Origin of the sequence: Syntrophomonas sp. DTU019 (assembly GCA_913757435.1) — a bacterium.
Classification (GTDB): Bacteria; Bacillota; Syntrophomonadia; order Syntrophomonadales; family Syntrophomonadaceae; genus DTU019.
The window spans coordinates 819,007-840,967 of record CAJYDM010000001.1 but is presented as its reverse complement, the minus strand read 5'-3'; the positions used below and the strand labels follow the sequence as shown (position 1 = coordinate 840,967).

Here is a 21,961-nt window from a genome sequence, read left to right as displayed (position 1 = left end):
ATATACCAATTCGTACCAGTATAAAGAGGGACGCTGCAGCAGGCGCTATTTTTATGTATAGGCCGGGAAAACCATGCTCCCCGGCCACAATATTTATAGCTTTTTGACCACTATACGGCCGTCTTCGGCGTCGATGAGAATGGTATCCCCGGGCTCTACCGTCTTTTTCAGGATCTCCTCGGAAACGGTGTCTTCAATAAGCCTCTGCAAAGCCCTTTTCAAAGGGCGGGCTCCATAAGCAGGGTCGAAGCCTTCTTTCATAATAATGGTTTTGGCTTCATCGCTGATCTGCATCTGATATCCGTTCTCCTCCACCCGCTTAAAGAAGTCCTTTAGGAGCAGTTCTACGATTTGCCGCAATTCTTCTTCGGATAGGCTTGAAAACACTATTAACTCGTCGACCCGGTTGATGAACTCGGGGCGGAAAGTGTGTTTAAGCTGCTCCATAATACGGTCTTTCATGCGGTTATAGTTTTCAGCTTCATCAATAGCAGTGCTAAACCCTACCTTATTGCCACTCTTGATCATCTGTGCCCCCACATTGGAGGTCATGATAAGAATAGTGTTGCGAAAGTCCACGGTGCGGCCCTGTCCGTCGGTAAGGCGCCCATCTTCAAGGACCTGCAGCAGAATGTTGAAAACATCCGGGTGAGCCTTTTCGATTTCGTCCAAGAGTATGACTGAATACGGCTTGCGACGCACCTTTTCAGTGAGCTGTCCGCCTTCATCGTAGCCCACATAGCCGGGCGGGGAGCCGATCATCCTAGAAACCGCATGTTTCTCCATATATTCTGACATATCCAGCCTGATCATGGCCTCTTCGGTGCCGAACATGGCCTCCGCCAGTGCCCGGGCCAATTCCGTCTTGCCCACCCCGGTCGGTCCTAAGAAGACAAACGAACCGGTAGGCCGCTTGGGGTTCTTCAATCCGGCCCGGGAGCGTCTTACCGCTCGGGAAATGGCCTCAACGGCTTCATCCTGGCCAATCACCCGCTGATGCAGGACCTCTTCCAAATGCACCAGCCGCTCGCTCTCCTCGGCAGCCAGTTTGCTCACCGGCACCCCGGTCCAGTTGGAAACGATGCTGGCAATCTCTTCTTCACCCACTGAACCGACCGTAAGGTTGCGCTGATTGACCCATTCCTTGCGATCGTTTTCTATTTCAGTTTTAAGGCGCTGCTCTTCATCGCGCATGAAAGCGGCTTTCTCATATTCCTGCGCGTTGATGGCTTCCTCTTTCTCCTTAATCAATTCTTCCAACCGGGCTTCCTTATCCTTAAGTTCCGGCGGCACGATGTAATTTATCAGCCTTACCTTAGAAGAGGCTTCATCGATCAAATCGATAGCCTTGTCGGGAAGGAAGCGATCGGTGATGTAGCGAGCCGACAAGCGTACTGCAGCCTCTATGGCCTCGTCGCTGATTTTCACCCCATGATGAGCTTCGTAACGGTCGCGCAGACCTTTTAGTATCTCAATGCTCTCCTCCTGGCTGGGCTCATCCACCAGTATGGGCTGGAAGCGCCTCTCCAAAGCGGCATCCTTCTCGATGTGTTTGCGGTACTCATCCAAGGTGGTGGCACCCACGCATTGGAATTCTCCCCGGGCCAGCGAAGGCTTCAATATGTTGGCAGCGTCGATGGCACCTTCCGCAGCTCCGGCCCCCACGATAGTGTGCAGTTCATCGATGAAAACAATAATATCCCCAGCACTCTTGATCTCGGTGATGATTTTGGTGAGGCGATCCTCAAATTCTCCGCGGTATTTAGTGCCGGCAATCATTGAGGACAGGTCCAGGGTCACAACTCTCTTGTTACCCAGGATCTCCGGCACCCGGTTCTCGATGATGCGCTGAGCCAAGCCCTCTACTATAGCAGTCTTGCCCACCCCGGGATCTCCGATCAAGACTGGATTGTTCTTGGTTCGGCGGGATAGAACCTGGATAACCCTTTCTATCTCCTGGTTGCGGCCGATTACCGGATCGAGACGGCCTTCACCGGCATCGTGGGTCAGGTCCCGGCTAAATTGGTCCAGAGTCGGGGTCTTGCTCTTGCCCTTTCTTTTGGCCTGCGGTGGAACCGGGCTGGGGGGTTGTTCATTGTAAGACGGCCCGCCCTGGTTGGAAGTAGTCTCGCCACCTAAAAGGATAATCACCTGTTCCCTGACCTCATCCAGCTTTAGCGACATGGATATCAAAACCTGTCCGGCCACTCCTTCTTCCTCCCGCAGCAGAGCCAGCAAGAGGTGTTCGGTGCCTACATAGTTGACCCCCTGCAACCTTGCCTCGTCAAAGGCCAGGTTGAATACCTTTTTCGCCCGCGGAGTGATGGGCAGATCTCCGGCCTGCTGCTCACGCGCAGTACTGCTCTCTCCCATCACTTTCGTAACTTCTTCTCGTAATTTATCCAAGTCCATACCCAGACTGAGTAAGGCTTTGGCTCCAACTCCTTCACCCTCTCGCAGCAGACCTAACAATATATGTTCGGTGCCGATGGCGGGGTGATTCATCTGTTTGGCTTCTTCCTGGGCATGCAGCACCGCGTTGCGGGCACGTTGCGTAAATTTCCTGAACATCACTAGTCCTCCTTTTATCAGCCTTAAGACTGAGTATTTTTTCGAAATAAGATCTCTTTAATGATTTCAGCCCTCTTAATATCGCGCCCAAAGGCATCCATATCTTGCCCGGCTCTTTTTTGTAAGTGAGCCGGACGGATAGCCACAATGAGTTCGTTGATGGCACTGGCCTGAATGTGGGTGATAAGCCCCAGGTCCACCCCCAGGCGCAAATCGGACAACAAGGTCAAGGCCTCGTTGGAGCTCATAATGCGGGCATGGCTTAAAAGCCCGTAAGCACGGCCGATTCTGTCATGGAGCTGATATATCATGCCCTGCTTGAGACTCTCCCTCACCATACGCTCCTGCTCAATGATCTGCCTGGTCATCAGGAAGAGGTTATGGCAGATTTCTTCTTCACTGAGCCCCAGGGTTACTTGATTGGAAAGCTGATAAAAATTCCCCAGAACTTCGGTACCTTCTCCATACAGGCCTCTGACTGTCATGCCCAGTTGTCCAATGTTGTGAAAGATGCGGTTGATCTGGGCGGTCATCGCCATTCCCGGCAGGTGCAGCATCACCGAAGCCCGCATTCCGGTTCCTACATTGGTAGGGCAGGCAGTGAGATAACCACGCTGGGCATCGAAAGCCCAGGTCAATTGTTTTTCCAGTTCATCATCCAGTGTCTGCACCTGACGACTGCATTCCTCCAGGGCGAGGCCGGGCAGCAAGCCCTGAATGCGCAGGTGGTCCTCTTCATTGATCATAATTGACAGAGCCCCGTCAGAGTTGACCATCAGCCCGCGATGACTGCTGTTAAAACGAGCATGCTGAGGGCTGATCAGATGCTTTTCCATCAGTATCATCCGGTCCAGTTCGGAGAGTTGGTCAAAGGTCACCAGCTGCATTGCCCGCAGCGGCTCGTAACCGCTCTGCTCACAAGCCTTTGTGATCAGCTCGATAACGCCTTTCCCACTGTTTTCATTCAATAGATGGGGAAAAGGGATGTTATCGATATTCCTAGCCAGCCTGACCCGGCTGCTGATGACTACATCCGCGTCAATTCCGGCTTTAGTTTCCATCCAACCTACATGGGTACTGTACAACAAAGGATCGATTCCCATCTGGGTATCACCTCTAATCCAGCTTTTTTTCAATTTCTTTCATCATATCCCTGATTTCCGCAGCTTTTTCGTAGTCCTCAGCCATGATGGCAGACTGCAGCTGTTCTTTCAATTCTTCGATGCGCCGCTTCACCCGAGTATTCTCCCCGCTGCGCAACGGTATTTTGCCAGTATGCTGGCTGTTGCCGTGTATCCTCTTCAAGGAAGACTCCAGCTCTTCAGCAAAAGCTTGATAGCAGTCCGGACAGCCTAATTTGCCCGTATTGCGTATGTCCAAAAAGCTGATTCCGCAGGTTTTGCAGGCAGCCATCGGCGTGGTATTGGCGAAACCCTGCACCGCCTGGGGTCCACTCAGAAATCCCCCCAAAAGGTTGGGCATGTTGAACTGACTGGGATCAAACATCATAGCCCCCTTTTTGGCGGCACAAGAGGCACAGAGATGCATCTCGTTCTTCTGTCCGTTATACATCTCGGTCAAATGTACCGTAGCCAGGTTATGTTTACATTCATCACAATTCATAGTCAAATTCCCCCTATTTACTGTGCAGGCTGTTATATCGGGCTATAGCCTTGACCATCCTGGACAGAACCAAATGCCGCTGTTCCTCGTCAAGATCTTCAGACAAGGCCGAGAGCAGATAATTAATCAATTGAGCCTCTGATTCCTGCAAGTGCTGCTCTTCCAGCATATGAGCGATCATTTCCTCCAGGTCGTTCTGCAGACGAGTGCAGTCCGGCGAAGACGAACTGATGCGGGTGATGCGCACAAACCCCTTGCCCCCCCGTCTGCTTTCGGTTATATAACCATCCTTACCGTTAAACCGGGTCGACAATACATAAGTCACCTGAGAGGGCACGCAGGAAAAGGTTTCAGCCAGTTCAGCCCTCTGTATCTCTATCTGCTGCGCATCGCTGCGGCTGATCAGTACTTTAATATACTGTTCAATACGGTCGCTGATGCTTCTTTTCAACGCCTTCTACCCCTTTGACTATTATTGACCTTTAGATATTTTTATAATAACACACCAAAACCCAAATGCAAATCACCATTCCCTAAAATGTTCACAGTGGGATAAATCTATTGTTGCCGTTTATGCGGTTTTATAGCATAACCAGGCCTAGAACTACCCAAAGGAGAGCTATTTGAAGAGTCTTGTAGCGGTTTCCCACTATTATGAAAAAGTGTTTGATGAAAGCGGAACCGATCTTTAAAAATCAGGTCCTGGCCTTGGCGCGCCCTTATATGCAAACTAACTGCGCCGGTTTTTTCGATAAGCAGGGTCGTATCAATGATATTCTTCGTATGGCTGATGAATACCAGGTTGATGCAATTGTCGATTATAGTCTGCTATTTTGCAGGCTTTATTCCAAAGCGAGCTATTTGCTTAAACAAGCTTTGCAGGAGAAAAGCATCTCCCTTCATGTTGAACGTGCTTATAGGCAGGAAGATATGGAATCGTGTCAGGTTTACTTGACACCGCGGGGCTATCTTGTTAAGCTTGGCGTAAGGTAAACCTTACACCAAAAGGGAGGCCATAACGTGCAAAACCTGGTTAAGCGGCTTCGGGAAGGGCAGGGGCTGACCCAAAAAGAACTGGGAGAAAGAGTCGGCGTTTCTCGCCAAGCCATCAATGCCATAGAAGTGGGCAAGTTCGATCCTTCCATCTGGCTGGCTTACGATTTGGCTCAGTATTTCGGGGTATCCATTGAAGATCTATTTCTATTCAAGGAGGAGGATAGGAAATGAAGCATTTACTTAAGAACCCGGTCGTAAACGCCTTGGGGCTTAGCATTTTTACAGCCTTTTATGGGTTTATATTTATTTTTACTTCCGGCCATATAGAGTTCAATAGTCTGTTGTATTACAACCGGGCAGCGGCTGACCAGTACTTTTGGACCGCCTGGAGCGGTTTTCTGGCTTCCGGTTCTCATGCTTACATCGCCTATGGTCTCATCGCTATATCGATATTAGTTGTAATGATGCTGCTGTTGCGCAGACATCCCTATGATGAGTATCATGCGGACGTCCTTATCCAATGCCTGGCAATCGCCACCATACTCACCCTGGCTGCGATTGCCGTATTATACCTTATGATATTGAGCGATGCGAATGGTATTATCGAAAAATTCACCCTATTCATCGTGATCCACTGGACAACGGTGGTGCTAGCGGACCTGGGTTATGTACTGGTTTGTCGTTGGGATAGGATATGAAAATCATACTGATTCAGCCAAAAATGAATAAGCGGCCCATGGATACCGACCTTAAAACCCGGATGTCTCCCTCCCTGGCACTGTTCACTTTGGTGAGTCTCACCCCTGCGGGCCATGAAGTCATCATTATCAATGAAAATCTGGAGGAAATAGGTGATCATAGGGATGCGAAGATGGTGGGCATTACCATCACTTTGGATGTCCTGCCCAGGGCTGTGGAGATCGCGGCTACCTTCCGTCGGTCGGGTATTCCGGTTGTGGCAGGCGGTATCCACGTCACCTGCAGTCCCCAGAATTGCAGCAGATATTTCGATGCTATTTGTATTGGCCCTGCCGAGCGGGTATGGGCGCGGTTGATCAAAGACGCGGAACATGGCAAACTGCAGCAGGTTTACCATGATATGCAAGATTTCCGTGGGGATGAGATCGTTTCCCCGGCCTACCAGCGGATCGATAAAGACCGCTATCTTTACAGCAATGTTGTCCTCACCAGTCGCGGCTGTCCCAACCGCTGTGATTTTTGCTACAATAGTTGTCAAAATCGTATTTATGTTCGCCGTCCGATCGAGGCTGTATTAAGCGATATCGCTGCTCTAGACACCCGGCATGTGCTGTTTGTTGATGATAATTTTATCGGCGTACCGTCTTACACCCGAAAACTCCTTCATGAATTGCGAGGTATGAATCTGAAATGGAGTGCCGCAGTGACAACCAAAATAGCTGACCATCCTGACTTGCTGGATCTGATGGCCGAGGCTGGCTGTCAAAGCCTTTTTATCGGCTTTGAGTCCATTAATAATTCTTCTCTGCAGGGGGTAAACAAGGACAATCACTTCGAAAATTATGAAAGGCTGGCTAATGACATCCACCGGCGGGGGATCATGCTCAATGCCAGCATGGTCTTTGGCTTGGACGGGGATAAAGGGGATGTTTTTGCCCGAACCCTTGACTGGCTGGTCAAGAACAAAATCGAAACCCTGACTTCGCATATTCTCACCCCTTACCCGGGCACAGAATTATATACACGAATGTTGGATGCCGGTCGTATCACCGACGATGAACTGTCCAATTACAATACCGCCCATGTGGTATTCCAGCCCCATGGGATGACAGCTTCCGAACTGTATCAGGGCTACTTGTGGATTTACAGGGAGTTTTATTCATTTCGCAATATCTTACGCCGTATGCCACAACATAGAGCGCAACGAAAATCGTATCTTTTGTTTAATCTGCTCTACCGTAAATTCGGGCCACTGACTGCTTGGCTGGCTCGTATAATCCCTATGCGTCTATTGGGCAACCTGGCGGCACAGATCTCCTATCGGGTGAAGTGAGGGGAATAACTCTCTCTGTTGCTTTTATTCCTCCCAGTATACCTGGATATGGTCACCGGCCTTAATGGGAGTAGTGAAGCCGGCTTCATCGCCATTAACTTTCAAAACCAGCCTGGCCAATAAATTGGGCTTGAGTTCGTAAACCTGGAATATATCGCTTAAAATCGCATTGCTGGCGCTGTGGTCCAGGGTTATGATGCTGCCCTCGACTAGTTCATGGGTCAAGGGCACCGGCTGACCGTCCAAAAATACGCCTGCACCCTGAGCGTTTATTATCACTGGCTGATCATTGACATAGACTGGCAGACGCAAAGCATCGGTATGTTGCAAGGCCTCCTGCAAAGTGGGTTGGGTCGGTAGAAGGCTGAAGTTGACCTGGCCCCCCCAGGGAACCTCATCATCCAGATGGGCCGTCCGTCCGTCGATTTCAGCCTGGAGAGGCATCCAGTACAGCTGTCCAGGTTCATCATCCACTACAAAATGGAAAGTGCGAGGCTGCATTTGATGCTCGGCGACCCCATATTCCTGCAGGATGTGCTTCAGTGAGTTGGACTGCTGATAATCGACCAGGGCGCGGTCGGGTATTTCCATATCAGGGTCGGCCTCCTGTCCATTGACCCGTAGATAAGGCTTGAGCCGCAATAGCTTTCCGTTGACTGTCACCTGTCCGGCTTCCAGGTCGAATAGATCTTTTACAAAAACCCGGGCATCCACACCGCTAGAACCGGGTACAAATTCTATCTTATCACCATTCTGCAGCAGGGTGTCCAGGGCAGCCTCTTCACCGTTGACCTTGATCAACGGAGCGGTCCCTAGCGTACCCGGAAAAGACCGGACGCGGCCGTTGATGGTCATAGTTTTGCCCAAACCAGGCCGACCGTAAATACTGGCCAATGATGATCCCGAACTGAGCAAAGCATTGCCGACAGTCAGTTCTCCTACGTTCCACAGCATGAGCTGGGCTTGATTCAAGGTTACGTTGATAAACGGCAGAGGCGGGAAAAGGAAGGAATGATAGGCGATGCCCAGCGGCGTCACTCCCTGGGGCCCCTGCAGGTCTGGCTGTTGGCAGCGTATGGCTTCAAAGCCTTCGGCAGTGCGTATTCCCACGCGGTTGCGGGGCAATTCCAGGTAATCGGCTAGAGTCTGGATCAGGTTGGGGGTGAGACTTCCCCCACCAATACACACTACAGCATCAGGGGCTTTCTGGTTGAGATTTAAAATCTGGCTCGCCACCTGCAAGGCTATCTCGTTGGTCATGGGTTGGAGCGCATCCTGCATGATCTGGCTTTCTACTGTATACTTATTCTTCAATATATCTTCAACCTGTACGGTCTCCTCAAATACCAGTTTGCGCTTGACCTCTTCGGCATGGTGGAAATCCAGCAGGTAATGAGCAGCCAGGGTCTCGGTGAGTTCATCTCCTCCCATCGGCACCATGGCATAAGCGTTGATATTGCCTCCCTTGATAATGGCGATGTCAGATGTACCAGCGCCGATATCCACCAGGGCCAGGTTCAGCAGGCGCAACCCGGGAGGAATAGCAACCGACAGTGCTGCTATGGGCTCCAAGGTCATGCTCAACAACTCCAAACCAGAGCGTTTCAGAGCTGAGAACAGGCTGTCCACCACCACCCGCGGCAAGAAGGTGGCGATAACTTCAAGTTCCATATATCCCCCCACCTGTCCCACCAGATTCTGAATTGACTGGTCCTCAAGGCGGTAGTAGACCACGCTGTAGCCGGCACAAAAATATTGCATAGCCCCATCGTGATCGGCCTGTTCCTGCAAGAGTGCAATGCGGGCTTGCTGCACCGCTTCGATCTCTAAGGCCAGTACTTCATCAGCGCTAATCTCTTGCAGTAATCCGCGCTTGGCAGCCGCCGTGCCCCTCGATGTTTGCAGGGTACGCCCGGCCGCTGCTACTGCGGCGGATGTCAGCGGGATCTGCAGCCTCTCTGCCAGGGTGTCGGTGATTCTGCGGATGGTGCGTGCAACCGCATCCACATCATGGATTTGGCCGTCCATCATCGCCCGGGTGCTATGTTCGATCATTTCGCTGTCCAGGACCTCTAGACAGTCGCCCTGCTTCTGCATGACCACGCCCATGATTTTACGTGTTCCGATGTCCAGAGCAAATATAGTCTGCTGTTCCACACCAATCATCCTTTGTGTAGTAATGGATCATTATTTTTTAGCTTTGAATCCTTCCAGAAGGATAGTGATTACGAAAAGGGGCAGGACCAATTGCCGCCTTAAGCGGCTCGGTTCCGTGAGCAGGCGGTACAGCCATTCCAGGTTGAACCTGATAAAAAACTGCGGAGCCCTTTTTTTGGTTCCGGCGATCACATCCAGACTGCCGCCCACTCCTATCATAACCGGTACCTGCAACTGTTGGCGGTGCTCTTTAATCCAATACTCTTGTTTGGGAGCACCTAGAGCCACAAACAATATCTCGGCACTACTGGTATTGATCTGGTCCAAGATTGGCGGTATCTGTTCGGCGGTGAAATAGCCGTCATGATAGCCTGTTACGATAAGAGACGGCCAGCGCTGCTGCAACTGCCTTGCCGCCTCACGGGCTACCCCGGGGGCTGCTCCCAGCAGATATATTCCCCATCCCTGCCCGGCTGCTCTTTCCGCCAGACTATACATCAGATCTATTCCCGTTACCCGCTCCGGCACTGTATGCCCCAAATAACGTGCCCCCCATACCACTCCGATGCCATCCGGGGTGACCAGATCGGATTGATTGATCACTCTTAACAGTTCCGGGTCGCTTCTGGCTTGATAGACCATTTCCGCATTGAGGGTTATGACGTGCATGCTCTGGCGTTTGGTAATATGTGAACCGATAATGTCCAGGCATTGTGCCATGCTGATTGTATGGAGCTTGCAACCCAGTATACTAATTTCACGTTTTGTCATGCTTCATTCACCATCTTAATCTTGCCCAATTAAGTATTTAGAGAAAAGTCGGTTTATTCCTGCATGAGTTCATAAATAGAAAAACCCGCCCTTAGGGCGGGGTCCGGTACTGCTGTTATCCTAATGCTCCCACTTTATCGATGGCCACCTGTGTCAATTCATCCTCAGCCTGGACTACCTTCTGCAGCATTTCGTAGACCCGCACCGCTTCCAGCAGAGTCACCATTTCCTCAACTGCCTTGACATTGGACTGTTCCAGGAATCCCTGCATCAACTGAGGGTCAGCGGCCTCTTTATAATTACCGTCGGTGGTATATAGGTTTTCCCCATCCTTGACCAGATCGCCAATTTCATCAAATGTCACTAGCTGCAATTTGTGTACCGTGATGCCATCCACGGCAACATTACCCTGGCGGTCTACCGCAAAGCCGGGTTCCACATATATATAATCCCCATTCTCGTCCAACAGCGGATAACCCTGGTTGGTGGAAAGCAGTCCGTCAAAATTTACTTTGAAGCTGCCATTACGGGTAAAACGCTCCCCTTGCGGGGTCTCGACCACAAAAAACACCTCTGCTGCCAATGCTAAATCGGCCTCATTGCCAGTCTGTATCATGCTGCCAGAGCTGAAATCGGTGTATATTCCGCCCAACAAGGCACCGCTGCCCAAAATGCCTAAAGCTTCAGCTCGGTTTCCCTCCAGCCTCGAAATCTGCATTACCGGATAGGCAGAGCTGACGGCTAACTGGCGTTTAAAGCTGTTGGTATTGCTGTTGGCAATATTGTTGGCAACCACGTCCTGTTTGGCAAGCTGCAGCATCATCCCTGAAGCTGCACTGTAAATACCCTTGACCAAAAAACCATCCCCCCGCTCCAATACTGCATGTAACAACATACTTTAATAATGTATCGGCATGTGAGGGGATATACTTTACTACATTAACCGTTTAGGGCCACGGCCCCTTTTGGTTCTTATAAGGGCGGCCATTTCTTCTAAGGCCTTACCAGTGCCTCTGGCCACACAGGATATGGCATCTTCGGCTACATGTACGGGGAGATTGGTCTCCCGGGTAAGGAGTTCATCCAGGCCATTCAGGAGCGAACCCCCGCCGGTCATAACGATGCCGTTATTGACAATATCGGCTGCCAGTTCCGGTGGAGTTATTTCCAGAACCTTTTTAACCCCGTCAACAATGGTGTCGATAGGCTCCTGTAAAGCCCGGTAACATTCCTTTGAAGTGATGGTGATGTTTTTGGGGAGGCCGGTCAAGAGGTCTCGGCCCCGCACTTCCACAGACCGGTCCTGATTTTGCGGGGTTACATATGCAGTCCCCACCTCAATCTTGATGTCTTCGGCGGTGCGGTCACCGATCAACAGGTTATGTTCCCGTCTCACAAAACGGATGATGGCCTCATCGAACTTGTCCCCTCCGACCCGAAGCGAAGTATCGCAAACGATCCCGCCCAGGGAAAGAACGGCAATATCTGAAGTGCCTCCCCCGATGTCTACCACCATATTCCCGGTGGCATCCGCTATATTTACCCCCGCTCCCAGAGCGGCAGCCAGCGGCTCTTCGACTATATAGGCTTGCTTAGCCCCTGCGGCCAGAGTGGCCTGGCTGGCAGCACGTTCCTCAACATCCGTGGCCCCGGTAGGTATGCACACGATTACCCGGGGTTTAAAAAACAGCCTGCGGCCAATCACCTTGCGAATAAAATAGGCCAACATCTTTTCGGTTGTATCGTAATCGGCGATGACCCCATCTTTCAAAGGCCGGATAGCAACGATATGACCAGGCGTCCTGCCCAGCATCTGGCGCGCCTCTTCTCCGACGGCGATAATGCGGTTGGTGTTTCTGTCGATGGCAACTACTGACGGTTCGTGGAGTACAATCCCTTTGCCCTTTTTAAAAACCAGAACACTGGCAGTACCCAGATCGATTCCTATATCTTCTCCGGCAAACCACATGAAAAGCAATACCCTCCTACGGCAAATAATAATCAATTATAAACATTTTAACTGTTATCTTCGGGGATTGCTATGATTTTACAGGAGAATCAGCCGTTAAGGTGCGAGGAGGCGTATTTCTGCCGGGTGGCTTCTCCACCACGGATATGCCTTTCAGCCTTGTTTTTGTCAAGAACCCCTTTCACTTGATCAGCCAGCTTTTCGTCAATCCGCGGTAGTCTCTCAGCTACGTCCTTATGCACCGTGCTTTTCGAGATTCCGAATACCTCTGCTGCTTGTCGGACTGTGCTGGAAGTTTGGAGAATGTATTGTGCTATCTTGACCGCTCGCTTCCTAATGTAGTTTTGCATGTCAAACCTCCCGACTAGAGAATTGTTAAAGTATATTCACAAGTCAAGAGGTCGAGAACAAAGGACTGAGGGTAAAAAAATACAGTCGGTCAATACTTTAATGTCAAGAGCTGGATGTCTTGATAATAGTGCTTTAATATTTTTTCAAAACTTTTGCCTTGAGACGCCATACCCCCAGCCCCATACTGGCATAATCCCAGTCCATGCCCGTATCCGCGGCTGTTAATGATCAGGTCGCCATTTTGGTTAGACAACTCCCACCAGGTGGAAGGCAGGTTGAGGGTGCGGCGCATGGTTTCAGCGTAGAAGGACTGGCCGTTTATTTCCAGGCGGGAAACCCGCCCCGATCCGGTGCGGGCCAGCACTTTGAGGTTGATTTTCTGGCCTGGGGAGCTTGATTTGAAGAGGGGAGCCAGGTCTTGCGGGCTGAAAACCTGTTGCGATTGATAATAGCGGGATGCCTGGCAATAGCCGCAATCAACCGAACGCAGGTAAGCTATCTCCCTGCCGGTTGTGGCTACTGCGCTTTCGGTTTTACCGCCACAGGTGGAATGATACAGGGCATCAATAGGCTCTCCGCGGTAAACCATTACCATTCCCCGGGTCTCTTTTACGGCAGTCTCTATTTTGGACCATAGTTCGCGATAATGAGAGGGGTTGCGACGGGCAAACTCCTGTGGAGAGACATAGGCCTGGCAGCTGTTGATATCATCGGACAGCTGCGCTCCGCCGGGATAGCTGCGCCCTTCGATTATTTTCCGTATAGCATAAGTACGTGCGCATACCGCCTGGGCTTTAAGGGCCTCCACCCCAAATCCGGCCGGCATCTCTGCTGCTACTGTCCCGGTTAGATACTCCTCCAGGCCTAATTCGACCACACGTTGTTGAGCAGAGAGGTAAAGTGTGATGCGGGGTTCTTCCTCTATATCAGGCGTCCTGGTTTTCTGAAAAAAAATAATGGAGCTTAACAAAAGCGCGACTATCAAGGCAAAAAAAATAAGCCTTTTATTTCTAATTCTGCGGCCACATACTCTCATATTCTATTCTTATGACCGGGCTAAAAAAATAGAACTTATAGCTGGTAAATTTTTGCTCCCAGGTTATTCAATTTGCTGACTATATTCTCATATCCCCGATCTATGTGTTCACTCTCTTCGATGATAGTCTCACCGTTGGCAGTCATGGCCGCTATTAGCAAAGCTGCTCCAGCTCGTAGGTCGGTAGCCTTGACGGTGGTGCCACTCAACTGCGGTATGCCCCTTATTACTGCGGTCCTTCCCTCAGTGGTTATTTGTGCGCCCATACGCAGGAGCTGGTTGACATGCATAAAGCGGTTCTCGAAAACCGATTCGGTAATTATGCTGCTGCCCCGGGCGGCACACAAATAGGCCATGAATTGGGCCTGCATATCTGTAGGAAAACCCGGGTAAGGCAAAGTTTTGATGTAAACCGGCCTGATCTCTTGCCAGCGCGAAACGCGAACCGCATCAGCCTGCTCATCAATGCGCGCACCAGTTTCGAGCAATTTAGCGGTGGTTGCCTTTATGTGTTCAGGGATGACATTATTAATGATTACGTCGCCACCGCAGGCTGCCGCCGCTACCATATAGGTGCCGGCTTCGATGCGGTCAGGAATGGGAGTATAGGTAGTTCCCCCCAGGGAATTGACTCCTTCTACTTTTATAACATTGCTGCCAGCCGAACTGACATGTCCGCCCATGCTGTTGATAAAACCGGCCAGGTCAACTACTTCGGGTTCCAGAGCGGCGTTTTCAATATAGGTAGTACCATGAGCCAAGGCTGCCGCCATCATTATGTTTTCCGTGGCGCCCACACTGGGGAAGTCCAGATAGATGTGGTTTCCCTTGAGGCGGCGCGCGGTGGCAATCACACACCCACCAGTCATGGTGATATTAGCCCCTAGAGCTTCGAAACCTTTGAGGTGCAGATCTATGGGACGGGTTCCTATAGCACATCCCCCCGGCAGCGAGATCTGCACCTGACCGCGCCTTGCCAATAACGGACCCATTAACAGAAAAGAAGCCCGGATTTGCCGGGACAATTCATAATCCGGCACATTATGGCTTGGGCACCCGTTAATTATCAACCGATCCTGCTCATGCTCTACTTTTAAACCCATTTGGTGTATCAAGGCCGAAATAATCTGAACATCACGTATGGCCGGGACCTGACGGACGATAACCGTACCACTGCTGAGCATACTGGCGGCTAATATGGGAAGTATAGCGTTTTTTGAAGCACTCACTGCTATTTGGCCTTGCAGCCGGGTGGACCCGGACACCAGTATTTTCACATCTTCAACCTCCGAATCAACTCATCAAACAATCTTTCCTACCATGTTAATAATCTCCTAAAATCAACGGGCTGCCTACCAGCAACAGCGTCTTTCCATCAGTTTGGCTGCGCACTGCGCTCTGTACGTTCACCTGGTGATTCCCCACCCATACCGGGTCTGCCATCTGGCTGAGCGCTTTGCTGTAACCCGACCGGGTCTCGATCCTTTCATCAGTAAAAACCTCTTTGGTTTTAGCCTCAAGTTTGGCCATCACCTTCTCCGCCAATTCTTGTCTCCCTGCTGCATCGACTGTACCTGGCAAATAAGCCTTGTAAAGATAATAATGATGCCAATCCCAGTCGGGCAGGGCTTCCAGTTTAAGCACCCATTCATCAAGTCGAACTTCTGGGTCCACACTGCTATAAGCAAAGACTATACTAGTCTGGTCTTTTTGATAATCGGCTTCCACATTCAGCTTAAGCCAGCCGTTCTTCTGTTCAACTTGATATTCCCAGCGAGAAATCTGGGCAGAATCCTCACTTCTAACCCTGGTAGTATTCAAATCAAGGTTATTCAGGATGGTTTTGGTGATCTGTTCTAGTTCCTGCGGAGAAGCTGCTGAATCTATTTTGGCCCAACTATCCAGCCGAGATTCGAAGGAAATTGCACCGAATGATGCAAAAGATAGTGCAATTGGAGAACGCGCAGTCAGGCTTCCGCTGGTATAATAATCGATGCGTTGTTCTAAGAAGGCCACACAAACCATAAAAATAATCACATAAAACAGAATTTTTTTCATGTTTCTCCCCCCGCCATAAGCTTGCTGTGCTATGATGATTCTTGCCGCAGTCGAGAGCATTTATTCCCCTCAGCAGGATTATCAGAGTGCAGGTAAATTCTGCATTAACATCATAGATTTGTATTGCACTGCATACCCCTGCCTGCTTCAAGCAGGTTCTATCAAATAAGATCAGCCCGGTTATGAAATGGTATTCATAACCGGGCCGCTTCTGCGTCTTGTGACGGTGCTGATCCCTATTAAACAGTGGCTTGGGAGTGTATCTGTATGTAGCAGGTGCGCCTTCTGGGGCCATCAAATTCGCACAGGTATATCCCCTGCCAGGTTCCCAACATCAAGCGACCCATATTTATCGGAATCAACTGGGAAAAACCCATCATGCTGGCTTTGAGATGGGCGGCGGAGTTGCCCTCGGCATGACGGTCGGCAGGGTGTTTGAATGGTACCATCTCTTGCAGGCGATTCAATAGATCGCGGACCACATTGGGATCAGCATTTTCGTTAATGGTCACCCCTGCCGTGGTATGGGGACAGTATACCAGCAGAACACCCTCACTGACTCCCGCTTTACTCAACAACTCCCTGATTCGCGGGGTAATGTCTACCATTTGGGCCTGTTCGCTGGTCTGTATATCCAACTTGTATTGCATTATCATCAACTCCACGCTGGTTCATTTCTGCAAGTTGTTGAGCGTACGCAGAAGCTGCAGGGGCACCAGGTATTTGCTGTAGCGCTTGCCCTGGCGGTCCTGGTAGGCCCCATTTTTGTCCTCGACCATTACCCCGGCCCGCTTCCGGATGTGAGAGATTATCCCCTTCAGCACAGCACCTTGATAATCAAATTCCACCCACACGCCGGGTGCCAACCCGAGCCTATGGCGGACGATTTCATTATTGGTGGGCAGTTGGTGGTAGTTGTTGTGATGTCCGAAAAGATTTTCTGCCAGAGCCTGGAAACGCTTGCCTTTGCAGTTCGAGCTGCCGAAACATATAAACTCTACCACATGAACCAGCTCATGTTCAAAAATAAGCTGCAAGGCTTCCAGCCTGCTGCCGCTTTTGATACCCCCCACCAGGTCGTGACCTTCGATGGTTCCATAATTGGCTATGATAGGGAGGCTTATCCTGACTTCCAGCGCCAGGTCACAGTTGTCAGCAGATTTTTTGAAGCACACCGTTTTTCCGGCAGTTTTAGTCATTTGGCGGGAGATGGCGAACTGCAGTTTACCCTTCCAATGTTGTTTTATCCAACCTTTAAAAAATATTTGTTCATACAGTTCATACAACATTTTTAGGTCTGCAACACTTATTTTACCGAGATCCGTGCTACTGATCGATGATGACCGGTCCATTAAGAGCATGCCGATATGCTCCCGCTGCTTTTTTATTTCCGCAGACGAATACTTAATGGTGATTATGTCCTGTAGCATCGTCAAAATCTCCTGATTCTGGTCCCGGTTCATTTTAAAAGGAAGCCTTATGGGCTTCCTTTTGGTAAACTGGGATCGTTTTAGATCCATCCGGAGCGGTCCTCATCATCAGGGTCATCCCAGCCTGGGTCTGTCCTGATAATAGCCGGATGGTCGGGATCTTTGGCATTCAGTTCAGCCAGGTAGGCTTCCTGATTTTTTTTGGCCGCCAAGGCCTTTTCCGCAAATTTCCCCAGCTGATACCATATCAACAATGCAAAAGCCAAGGTCAATATAAATACTAGACCAATTATGATGAGCAGTGCCCTGTACACCCTGACACCCCCTTTTTTCGAACCACAGACGGGGATGAGTTATTCTTCCTTATTTCTCTCCTGGGCCCGCCTTTGTTTTTTGCGCTCGCGTGCTTCCATGCGTTTTCGCTTCATTTCGAGACCACGTGCCTCAGTCCTGAGTGCGGCCTGCCAGAATAACAGGTAAAGTAAGCCCTTCACCAGGTAATAGACCAGGACTATTATGATCAATAACCTTACCACATCATTCATGGCGCACCCTCAAAACTATTTATAACCCTATAGCTTATGATTTTATTTTATACAAAATGCTCACTAATATCTTCTGCGAATATTAAGAAAATAAGCCGGAAAGCACTTAATAATGCCTTCCGGCTTTTACCAGTTGCCATTTACTGGTATTAGTCAGAGTAAGCTCCGGCCGCTTTCAAGCGGGCGATGGCCCTTTTTAAGGCCTGTTCAGCACGCACATAATTAATGTTCTCGGCACGCTGTTCCAGCCTTCTCTCAGCCCTTTCGCGGGCCGCTTTGGCACGAAGTACATCAATTTCATGACCGTGCTCAGCAGTTTCAGCCAGAATCCGGCCTTCGTTATCCAGGACTTCAATAAAGCCGCCGCTAATTGCAATGCGTTTTTCACTGCCGGCAGCGTCCACATAGCGTAATACCCCTATGTTTAGAGCTGCCACCAGGGGGGCGTGGTTTTTCATTACCCCGAGTTCACCGTCAATAGCGGGCACGACCGTAAAAGAAACCTCATTGGATTGAAGCACGCGTTCAGGCGTCACTACCTCCAGCATGTAGGTGTTGTCTGCCATAGACTAACCCTCCAGTCTTCTAGCTTTTTCCACCGCTCCTTCAACGCTCCCCACCATCAGGAAGGCTGCTTCAGGTAGATTGTCATGCCTGCCTTCCAGCACTTCAGCGAAGGAGGCCACAGTATCCTTAACCGGCACATAGATACCGGGCTGACCTGTGAACTGCTCTGCCACGTGGAAGGGCTGAGACAGGAACCTTTCAAGTTTTCTTGCCCGAGCTACGATGATCTTGTCTTCGTCACTCAGTTCGTCCATACCCAGTATAGCGATTATATCCTGTAATTCCTTGTACCTTTGCAGTATCTGCTGAACGCCGCGAGCGGTGAAATAGTGCTTTTCACCCAATATCTGCGGGTCCAAGATACGTGAGGTTGAATCCAAGGGATCCACCGCAGGGTAGATGCCTTTTTCAGCAATGGACCGGGCCAAAACCAAGGTTGCATCCAAGTGAGCGAAGGTAGTAGCTGGCGCGGGGTCGGTTAAGTCGTCAGCTGGCACATATACCGCCTGTGCAGAGGTAATTGAACCTTTGCGGGTGGTGGTTATGCGCTCCTGCAGATTACCCATGTCAGTTGCCAGGGTAGGCTGATAACCAACCGCAGAAGGCATGCGGCCCAATAGAGCTGACACCTCGTTACCGGCCTGAGCGAAACGGAAGATGTTGTCGATGAATATCAGCACGTCCTGTCCGCCTACATCACGGAAATACTCCGCAACGGTCAATCCGGTCAAGCCAACCCGAAGTCTTGCTCCCGGAGGCTCGTTCATCTGGCCGAATATCAGGGCGCATTTTTCAATAACACCTGATTCCACCATCTCACCCCAGAGGTCATTGCCTTCGCGGGTTCTTTCACCAACACCGGTGAACACCGAATATCCGCCATGGACATAGGCTATATTGCGTATAAGTTCCTGGATAATAACAGTTTTACCGACTCCGGCACCGCCGAACAGACCGATCTTACCGCCTTTAGCATAGGGGCAGACCAGGTCGGTGACCTTAATGCCGGTTTCAAGTATAGTTGTGGCCGGAAGCTGGTCTACCAGTTCCGGAGGCCTGCGGTGGATTTCCCAGAAATCAGCGGCTTCCACCGGGCCGGCTTCATCGACCGGTTCACCTAAAACATTGAGTATTCTGCCCAGGCAATTGTCGCCTACCGGTATCTTAATGGCAGCTCCAGTGTTGACGGCTTTCATCCCCCGGGAAACACCGTCAGTGGGGTTTAAGGCCACGCATCTGACCGTGTCATTGCCCAGGTGCTGCATCGCTTCCATAGTCACATTTATCTGTTCTGGTCCCTTATAATTTGCCTCCTGTTCTGAGGCTTTGATGGTGATAGCACTCATCAAGTCAGGGAGTTCACCGGGTTTAAAGCGAACGTCAACAACAGCGCCTATAACCTGGGTTACCTCTCCAAATGTTACATTCGCCATCCTCTATTTTCCTCCTTTATTGAGAGCTTCGGCGCCGCCGACAATATCCAGTATTTCGTCGGTTATGGCAGCCTGTCTGGCCTTATTCATGGCCAGGGTAAGGCTATCAATGATTTCGCCCGCGTTTTCGGTGGCGTTGCCCATTGCCGTCATTCGAGCGCCGTGCTCACTGGCTTTACTTTCAAGTAATGCGTTGAATATCTGGCTTCCAATATACCGCGGCAGCAAGGCCAAAAGGATCTCATCGGCACTCGGTTCATACAGATAGTCAATCACGATATCCTTTTCTTCCTCATCCTTTTCCGGAGGCTGGATGGGAAGCAACTGAGTTACCGTGGGAATCTGACGAAGAACATTGATAAATCTGGCATATACTAGATATACTTCATCAACTTCTTCGTTCTCGTAGGCATTGACTATATACTGACCGATTTCTCTTGCGTCCGCGTAGGAGATATTGTCGCCCAGGTTGATAAATTCGGCATCCAGACCAGAACGTTTCCGATAGAAATCCCTGGCTTTTCTGCCTACTGCTACAATACCACTCTCGACCTTTCTTTCATCCTCTTCAATGGCGGCATTAGCAGCGCGTATTATGTTGGTGTTGTATGCGCCACAAAGCCCCCGATCAGCGGTGATGACAACATAGCCTACTTTTTTGACATCTTCCCGCTTGGCCAAGAGAGGATGACGTACATCGAAAGTGACCGCTGCCAGTCTGGCCAAGGTGTCTCTCAATGTCTCGTTGTAGGGACGTGAAGCTTCGGCGGCTTCTTGAGCCCGGCGCAGTTTGGCAGCAGAAACCATTTTCATCGCCTTGGTGATTTGCTGTGTGTTTTTAACACTGCGGATCCTGCGCTTAAATTCTCTTATACCTGCTCCTGCCATTTATTTCACCACCCTAAACTGCAAACGTGGACTTGAATTCATTTATCGCCTTGATCAGTTTTTCCTCAATAGCGCTCTCGATTTTACCGGAATCCCGGATTGATGAAAGAATATCGCTGTAGTTGCTGCGCACATATTGCAGGAAATCCGCCTCGAATTCCAAAACTCTGTCTTTGGGCAGCTCATCCAGGTAGCCATTTACCCCAGTATAGATGGAGACAACTTGTTCTTCCATCGGCATTGGTTTGTACTGACCCTGTTTTAATACCTCGGTAACCCGCTCGCCGCGTATCAACCGCGATAGAGTAGCTTTATCAAGGTCGGAGCCGAACTGCGCGAATGCAGCCAATTCACGATATTGCGCCAGGTCCAAACGCAGCTGCCCGGCAACTGATTTCATGGCCTTGGTCTGTGCGGCGCCGCCGACTCGGCTGACTGACAGACCGGCGTTTATGGCCGGGCGCTGGCCAGCGTAGAATAGGTCAGTTTCCAGATATATCTGGCCATCAGTGATGGAAATAACATTGGTGGGTATATAAGCTGAAACGTCGCCTGCCTGGGTTTCAATGATCGGCAGTGCGGTAATCGAGCCGCCTCCCATGGACTGGTTCAGTTTGCAACCTCTCTCCAGCAAGCGGGAGTGCAGGTAGAAAACGTCGCCGGGATATGCTTCACGTCCGGGAGGACGGCGAAGCAGCAATGACATTTCGCGATAGGCCACCGCGTGCTTGGACAGGTCATCATAGATAATCAAAACGTCTTTGCCCTGGGCCTCCATAAATTCTTCGGCTATAGCAACCCCGGCATAGGGGGCAATGTACAGCAACGGTGCCGGCTCAGCGGCGGTCGCAGCTACGATTACGGTGTAATCCATAGCGCCCATTTCCTCGAACTTGGCGGCGATGCCGGCTATACTGGACTGCTTCTGACCGATGGCCACATAGATGCAGATCATGTCTTTCTTGGTTCTCTGATTGATGATGGCATCCAGAGCTATAGCGGTTTTACCCACCTGGCGGTCACCGATAATTAATTCGCGCTGCCCGCGGCCGATCGGAACCATGGAGTCGATAGCCTTGAGGCCGGTCTGCATCGGAGTGTCAACCGGTGAGCGGGTAACCACGCCGTGGGCCACCTTCTCAATCGGTCTGTAAGCGTCGGGATCGATGGGACCTTTGCCGTCAATAGGCTGTCCCAAAGCGTTTACTACACGGCCTAGCATGGCGTTGCCGGCGGGCACTTCCATTATTCTTCCGGTAGCTTTTACAACGTCGCCTTCTTTGATATGTCCGTATTCACCTAATAAAACTGCACCGACATTATCTTCTTCAAGGTTTAGAACCATACCTACGGTTCCACCCGGGAATTCCAACAACTCGCCAGCCATTGCACCCTGTAGTCCGTATACACGGGAGATACCGTCACCGACAAATATTACAGAGCCCACATTGCTGACCTCGACCTCGGATTGGTAGCGCTCGATCTGCTGTTTTAGAATCGCGCTAATCTCTTCCGGTCTAATACTCATTTATGT

24 protein-coding genes are annotated in these 21,961 nt (G+C 50.5%); 4 read left to right on the top strand and 20 right to left on the bottom strand.

Annotated features, from left to right (window positions below; all coding sequences use genetic code 11):
- Positions 1-93: 93 nt before the first annotated feature.
- The 4 genes from AC15IQ_RS04270 to AC15IQ_RS04255 are packed head-to-tail and all read right to left on the bottom strand — an operon-like array spanning position 94 to position 4,645.
- Positions 94-2,571, bottom strand: a complete 2,478-nt coding sequence (locus AC15IQ_RS04270; RefSeq protein ID WP_483177443.1) for an ATP-dependent Clp protease ATP-binding subunit — start codon at positions 2,569-2,571, stop codon at positions 94-96.
- A gap of 23 nt (positions 2,572-2,594) precedes the next feature.
- Entirely contained in the window at positions 2,595-3,674 is a 1,080-nt protein-coding gene (locus tag AC15IQ_RS04265) for a protein arginine kinase (RefSeq protein ID WP_483177442.1), read from the bottom strand.
- 13 nt (positions 3,675-3,687) lie between these two features.
- Complete coding sequence (locus tag AC15IQ_RS04260; RefSeq protein ID WP_483177441.1) at positions 3,688-4,194, bottom strand: UvrB/UvrC motif-containing protein; 507 nt, start codon at positions 4,192-4,194, stop codon at positions 3,688-3,690.
- A gap of 13 nt (positions 4,195-4,207) precedes the next feature.
- Positions 4,208-4,645, bottom strand: a complete 438-nt coding sequence (locus AC15IQ_RS04255) for a CtsR family transcriptional regulator (protein WP_483177440.1) — start codon at positions 4,643-4,645, stop codon at positions 4,208-4,210.
- Between the two features lie 203 nt (positions 4,646-4,848).
- Between AC15IQ_RS04255 and AC15IQ_RS04250 the strand changes: the two genes are divergently transcribed.
- Genes AC15IQ_RS04250 through AC15IQ_RS04235 form a run of 4 tightly spaced genes read left to right on the top strand, consistent with a single transcriptional unit; the run spans position 4,849 to position 7,222 of the window.
- Positions 4,849-5,187: a 2-hydroxyacyl-CoA dehydratase family protein gene (locus AC15IQ_RS04250; RefSeq protein WP_483177439.1), complete on the top strand. Its 339-nt coding sequence runs from the start codon at positions 4,849-4,851 to the stop codon at positions 5,185-5,187.
- A 27-nt stretch (positions 5,188-5,214) separates the two neighbouring features.
- The gene (locus AC15IQ_RS04245) at positions 5,215-5,421 is read left to right on the top strand and encodes a helix-turn-helix transcriptional regulator (RefSeq protein WP_483177438.1); all 207 of its coding nucleotides are present in this window, start codon (positions 5,215-5,217) and stop codon (positions 5,419-5,421) included.
- Complete coding sequence (locus tag AC15IQ_RS04240) at positions 5,418-5,888, top strand: hypothetical protein (protein WP_483177437.1); 471 nt, start codon at positions 5,418-5,420, stop codon at positions 5,886-5,888. The genes AC15IQ_RS04245 and AC15IQ_RS04240 overlap by 4 nt, the downstream gene beginning before the upstream one ends.
- Positions 5,885-7,222, top strand: coding sequence for a B12-binding domain-containing radical SAM protein (locus AC15IQ_RS04235; protein ID WP_483177436.1), 1,338 nt, complete (start codon positions 5,885-5,887; stop codon positions 7,220-7,222). The genes AC15IQ_RS04240 and AC15IQ_RS04235 overlap by 4 nt, the downstream gene beginning before the upstream one ends.
- A gap of 24 nt (positions 7,223-7,246) precedes the next feature.
- Here AC15IQ_RS04235 and AC15IQ_RS04230 read toward each other — a convergent pair whose 3' ends face one another.
- The 16 genes from AC15IQ_RS04230 to atpA form a co-directional block, all read right to left on the bottom strand.
- Positions 7,247-9,379 (bottom strand): cell division FtsA domain-containing protein, encoded by a 2,133-nt coding sequence (locus tag AC15IQ_RS04230; protein WP_483177435.1) that lies wholly within the window; start codon positions 9,377-9,379, stop codon positions 7,247-7,249.
- Between the two features lie 30 nt (positions 9,380-9,409).
- The gene (locus AC15IQ_RS04225; protein WP_483177434.1) at positions 9,410-10,150 is read right to left on the bottom strand and encodes a WecB/TagA/CpsF family glycosyltransferase; all 741 of its coding nucleotides are present in this window, start codon (positions 10,148-10,150) and stop codon (positions 9,410-9,412) included.
- Between the two features lie 115 nt (positions 10,151-10,265).
- Entirely contained in the window at positions 10,266-11,006 is a 741-nt protein-coding gene (locus AC15IQ_RS04220; RefSeq protein WP_483177433.1) for a flagellar hook-basal body protein, read from the bottom strand.
- A gap of 78 nt (positions 11,007-11,084) precedes the next feature.
- On the bottom strand, positions 11,085-12,119 hold the full coding sequence (gene mreB, locus AC15IQ_RS04215) for a rod shape-determining protein MreB (protein WP_483177432.1): 1,035 nt from the start codon (positions 12,117-12,119) through the stop codon (positions 11,085-11,087).
- Between the two features lie 89 nt (positions 12,120-12,208).
- Entirely contained in the window at positions 12,209-12,469 is a 261-nt protein-coding gene (spoIIID, locus tag AC15IQ_RS04210) for a sporulation transcriptional regulator SpoIIID (protein ID WP_483177431.1), read from the bottom strand.
- An 89-nt stretch (positions 12,470-12,558) separates the two neighbouring features.
- Entirely contained in the window at positions 12,559-13,455 is an 897-nt protein-coding gene (gene spoIID / locus AC15IQ_RS04205; protein ID WP_483177430.1) for a stage II sporulation protein D, read from the bottom strand.
- Positions 13,456-13,541: 86 nt separating this feature from the next.
- Positions 13,542-14,783, bottom strand: a complete 1,242-nt coding sequence (gene murA, locus AC15IQ_RS04200) for a UDP-N-acetylglucosamine 1-carboxyvinyltransferase (protein ID WP_483177429.1) — start codon at positions 14,781-14,783, stop codon at positions 13,542-13,544.
- 46 nt (positions 14,784-14,829) lie between these two features.
- On the bottom strand, positions 14,830-15,564 hold the full coding sequence (locus AC15IQ_RS04195) for a YwmB family TATA-box binding protein (protein WP_483177428.1): 735 nt from the start codon (positions 15,562-15,564) through the stop codon (positions 14,830-14,832).
- Positions 15,565-15,803: 239 nt separating this feature from the next.
- Positions 15,804-16,214 (bottom strand): secondary thiamine-phosphate synthase enzyme YjbQ, encoded by a 411-nt coding sequence (locus tag AC15IQ_RS04190; protein ID WP_483177427.1) that lies wholly within the window; start codon positions 16,212-16,214, stop codon positions 15,804-15,806.
- A 21-nt stretch (positions 16,215-16,235) separates the two neighbouring features.
- Positions 16,236-16,994, bottom strand: coding sequence for a hypothetical protein (locus AC15IQ_RS04185; RefSeq protein ID WP_483177426.1), 759 nt, complete (start codon positions 16,992-16,994; stop codon positions 16,236-16,238).
- A gap of 80 nt (positions 16,995-17,074) precedes the next feature.
- The gene (locus tag AC15IQ_RS04180; protein ID WP_483177425.1) at positions 17,075-17,308 is read right to left on the bottom strand and encodes a hypothetical protein; all 234 of its coding nucleotides are present in this window, start codon (positions 17,306-17,308) and stop codon (positions 17,075-17,077) included.
- A gap of 39 nt (positions 17,309-17,347) precedes the next feature.
- Positions 17,348-17,539: a hypothetical protein gene (locus AC15IQ_RS04175; RefSeq protein WP_483177424.1), complete on the bottom strand. Its 192-nt coding sequence runs from the start codon at positions 17,537-17,539 to the stop codon at positions 17,348-17,350.
- A gap of 149 nt (positions 17,540-17,688) precedes the next feature.
- Positions 17,689-18,105 (bottom strand): F0F1 ATP synthase subunit epsilon, encoded by a 417-nt coding sequence (locus AC15IQ_RS04170; protein ID WP_483177423.1) that lies wholly within the window; start codon positions 18,103-18,105, stop codon positions 17,689-17,691.
- A gap of 3 nt (positions 18,106-18,108) precedes the next feature.
- Positions 18,109-19,539, bottom strand: a complete 1,431-nt coding sequence (gene atpD, locus AC15IQ_RS04165; protein ID WP_483177422.1) for a F0F1 ATP synthase subunit beta — start codon at positions 19,537-19,539, stop codon at positions 18,109-18,111.
- A gap of 3 nt (positions 19,540-19,542) precedes the next feature.
- Positions 19,543-20,427: an ATP synthase F1 subunit gamma gene (atpG, locus tag AC15IQ_RS04160; RefSeq protein WP_483177421.1), complete on the bottom strand. Its 885-nt coding sequence runs from the start codon at positions 20,425-20,427 to the stop codon at positions 19,543-19,545.
- Positions 20,428-20,440: 13 nt separating this feature from the next.
- Positions 20,441-21,955, bottom strand: coding sequence for a F0F1 ATP synthase subunit alpha (gene atpA, locus AC15IQ_RS04155; protein WP_483177420.1), 1,515 nt, complete (start codon positions 21,953-21,955; stop codon positions 20,441-20,443).
- Positions 21,956-21,961 lie beyond the last annotated feature (6 nt).

Coding starts and splice junctions, on each gene's coding strand:
- AC15IQ_RS04270 (WP_483177443.1), bottom strand. CDS start 2,571: ATGTTCAGGAAATTTACGCAACGTGCCCGCAACGCGGTGCTGCATGCC.
- AC15IQ_RS04265 (WP_483177442.1), bottom strand. CDS start 3,674: ATGGGAATCGATCCTTTGTTGTACAGTACCCATGTAGGTTGGATGGAA.
- AC15IQ_RS04260 (WP_483177441.1), bottom strand. CDS start 4,194: ATGAATTGTGATGAATGTAAACATAACCTGGCTACGGTACATTTGACC.
- AC15IQ_RS04250 (WP_483177439.1), top strand. CDS start 4,849: ATGAAAAAGTGTTTGATGAAAGCGGAACCGATCTTTAAAAATCAGGTC.
- AC15IQ_RS04240 (WP_483177437.1), top strand. CDS start 5,418: ATGAAGCATTTACTTAAGAACCCGGTCGTAAACGCCTTGGGGCTTAGC.
- AC15IQ_RS04235 (WP_483177436.1), top strand. CDS start 5,885: ATGAAAATCATACTGATTCAGCCAAAAATGAATAAGCGGCCCATGGAT.
- AC15IQ_RS04225 (WP_483177434.1), bottom strand. CDS start 10,150: ATGACAAAACGTGAAATTAGTATACTGGGTTGCAAGCTCCATACAATC.
- mreB (WP_483177432.1), bottom strand. CDS start 12,119: ATGTGGTTTGCCGGAGAAGATATAGGAATCGATCTGGGTACTGCCAGT.
- spoIIID (WP_483177431.1), bottom strand. CDS start 12,469: ATGCAAAACTACATTAGGAAGCGAGCGGTCAAGATAGCACAATACATT.
- AC15IQ_RS04195 (WP_483177428.1), bottom strand. CDS start 15,564: ATGAAAAAAATTCTGTTTTATGTGATTATTTTTATGGTTTGTGTGGCC.
- AC15IQ_RS04190 (WP_483177427.1), bottom strand. CDS start 16,214: ATGCAATACAAGTTGGATATACAGACCAGCGAACAGGCCCAAATGGTA.
- AC15IQ_RS04185 (WP_483177426.1), bottom strand. CDS start 16,994: ATGCTACAGGACATAATCACCATTAAGTATTCGTCTGCGGAAATAAAA.
- AC15IQ_RS04175 (WP_483177424.1), bottom strand. CDS start 17,539: ATGAATGATGTGGTAAGGTTATTGATCATAATAGTCCTGGTCTATTAC.
- AC15IQ_RS04170 (WP_483177423.1), bottom strand. CDS start 18,105: ATGGCAGACAACACCTACATGCTGGAGGTAGTGACGCCTGAACGCGTG.
- atpD (WP_483177422.1), bottom strand. CDS start 19,539: ATGGCGAATGTAACATTTGGAGAGGTAACCCAGGTTATAGGCGCTGTT.
- atpG (WP_483177421.1), bottom strand. CDS start 20,427: ATGGCAGGAGCAGGTATAAGAGAATTTAAGCGCAGGATCCGCAGTGTT.
- atpA (WP_483177420.1), bottom strand. CDS start 21,955: ATGAGTATTAGACCGGAAGAGATTAGCGCGATTCTAAAACAGCAGATC.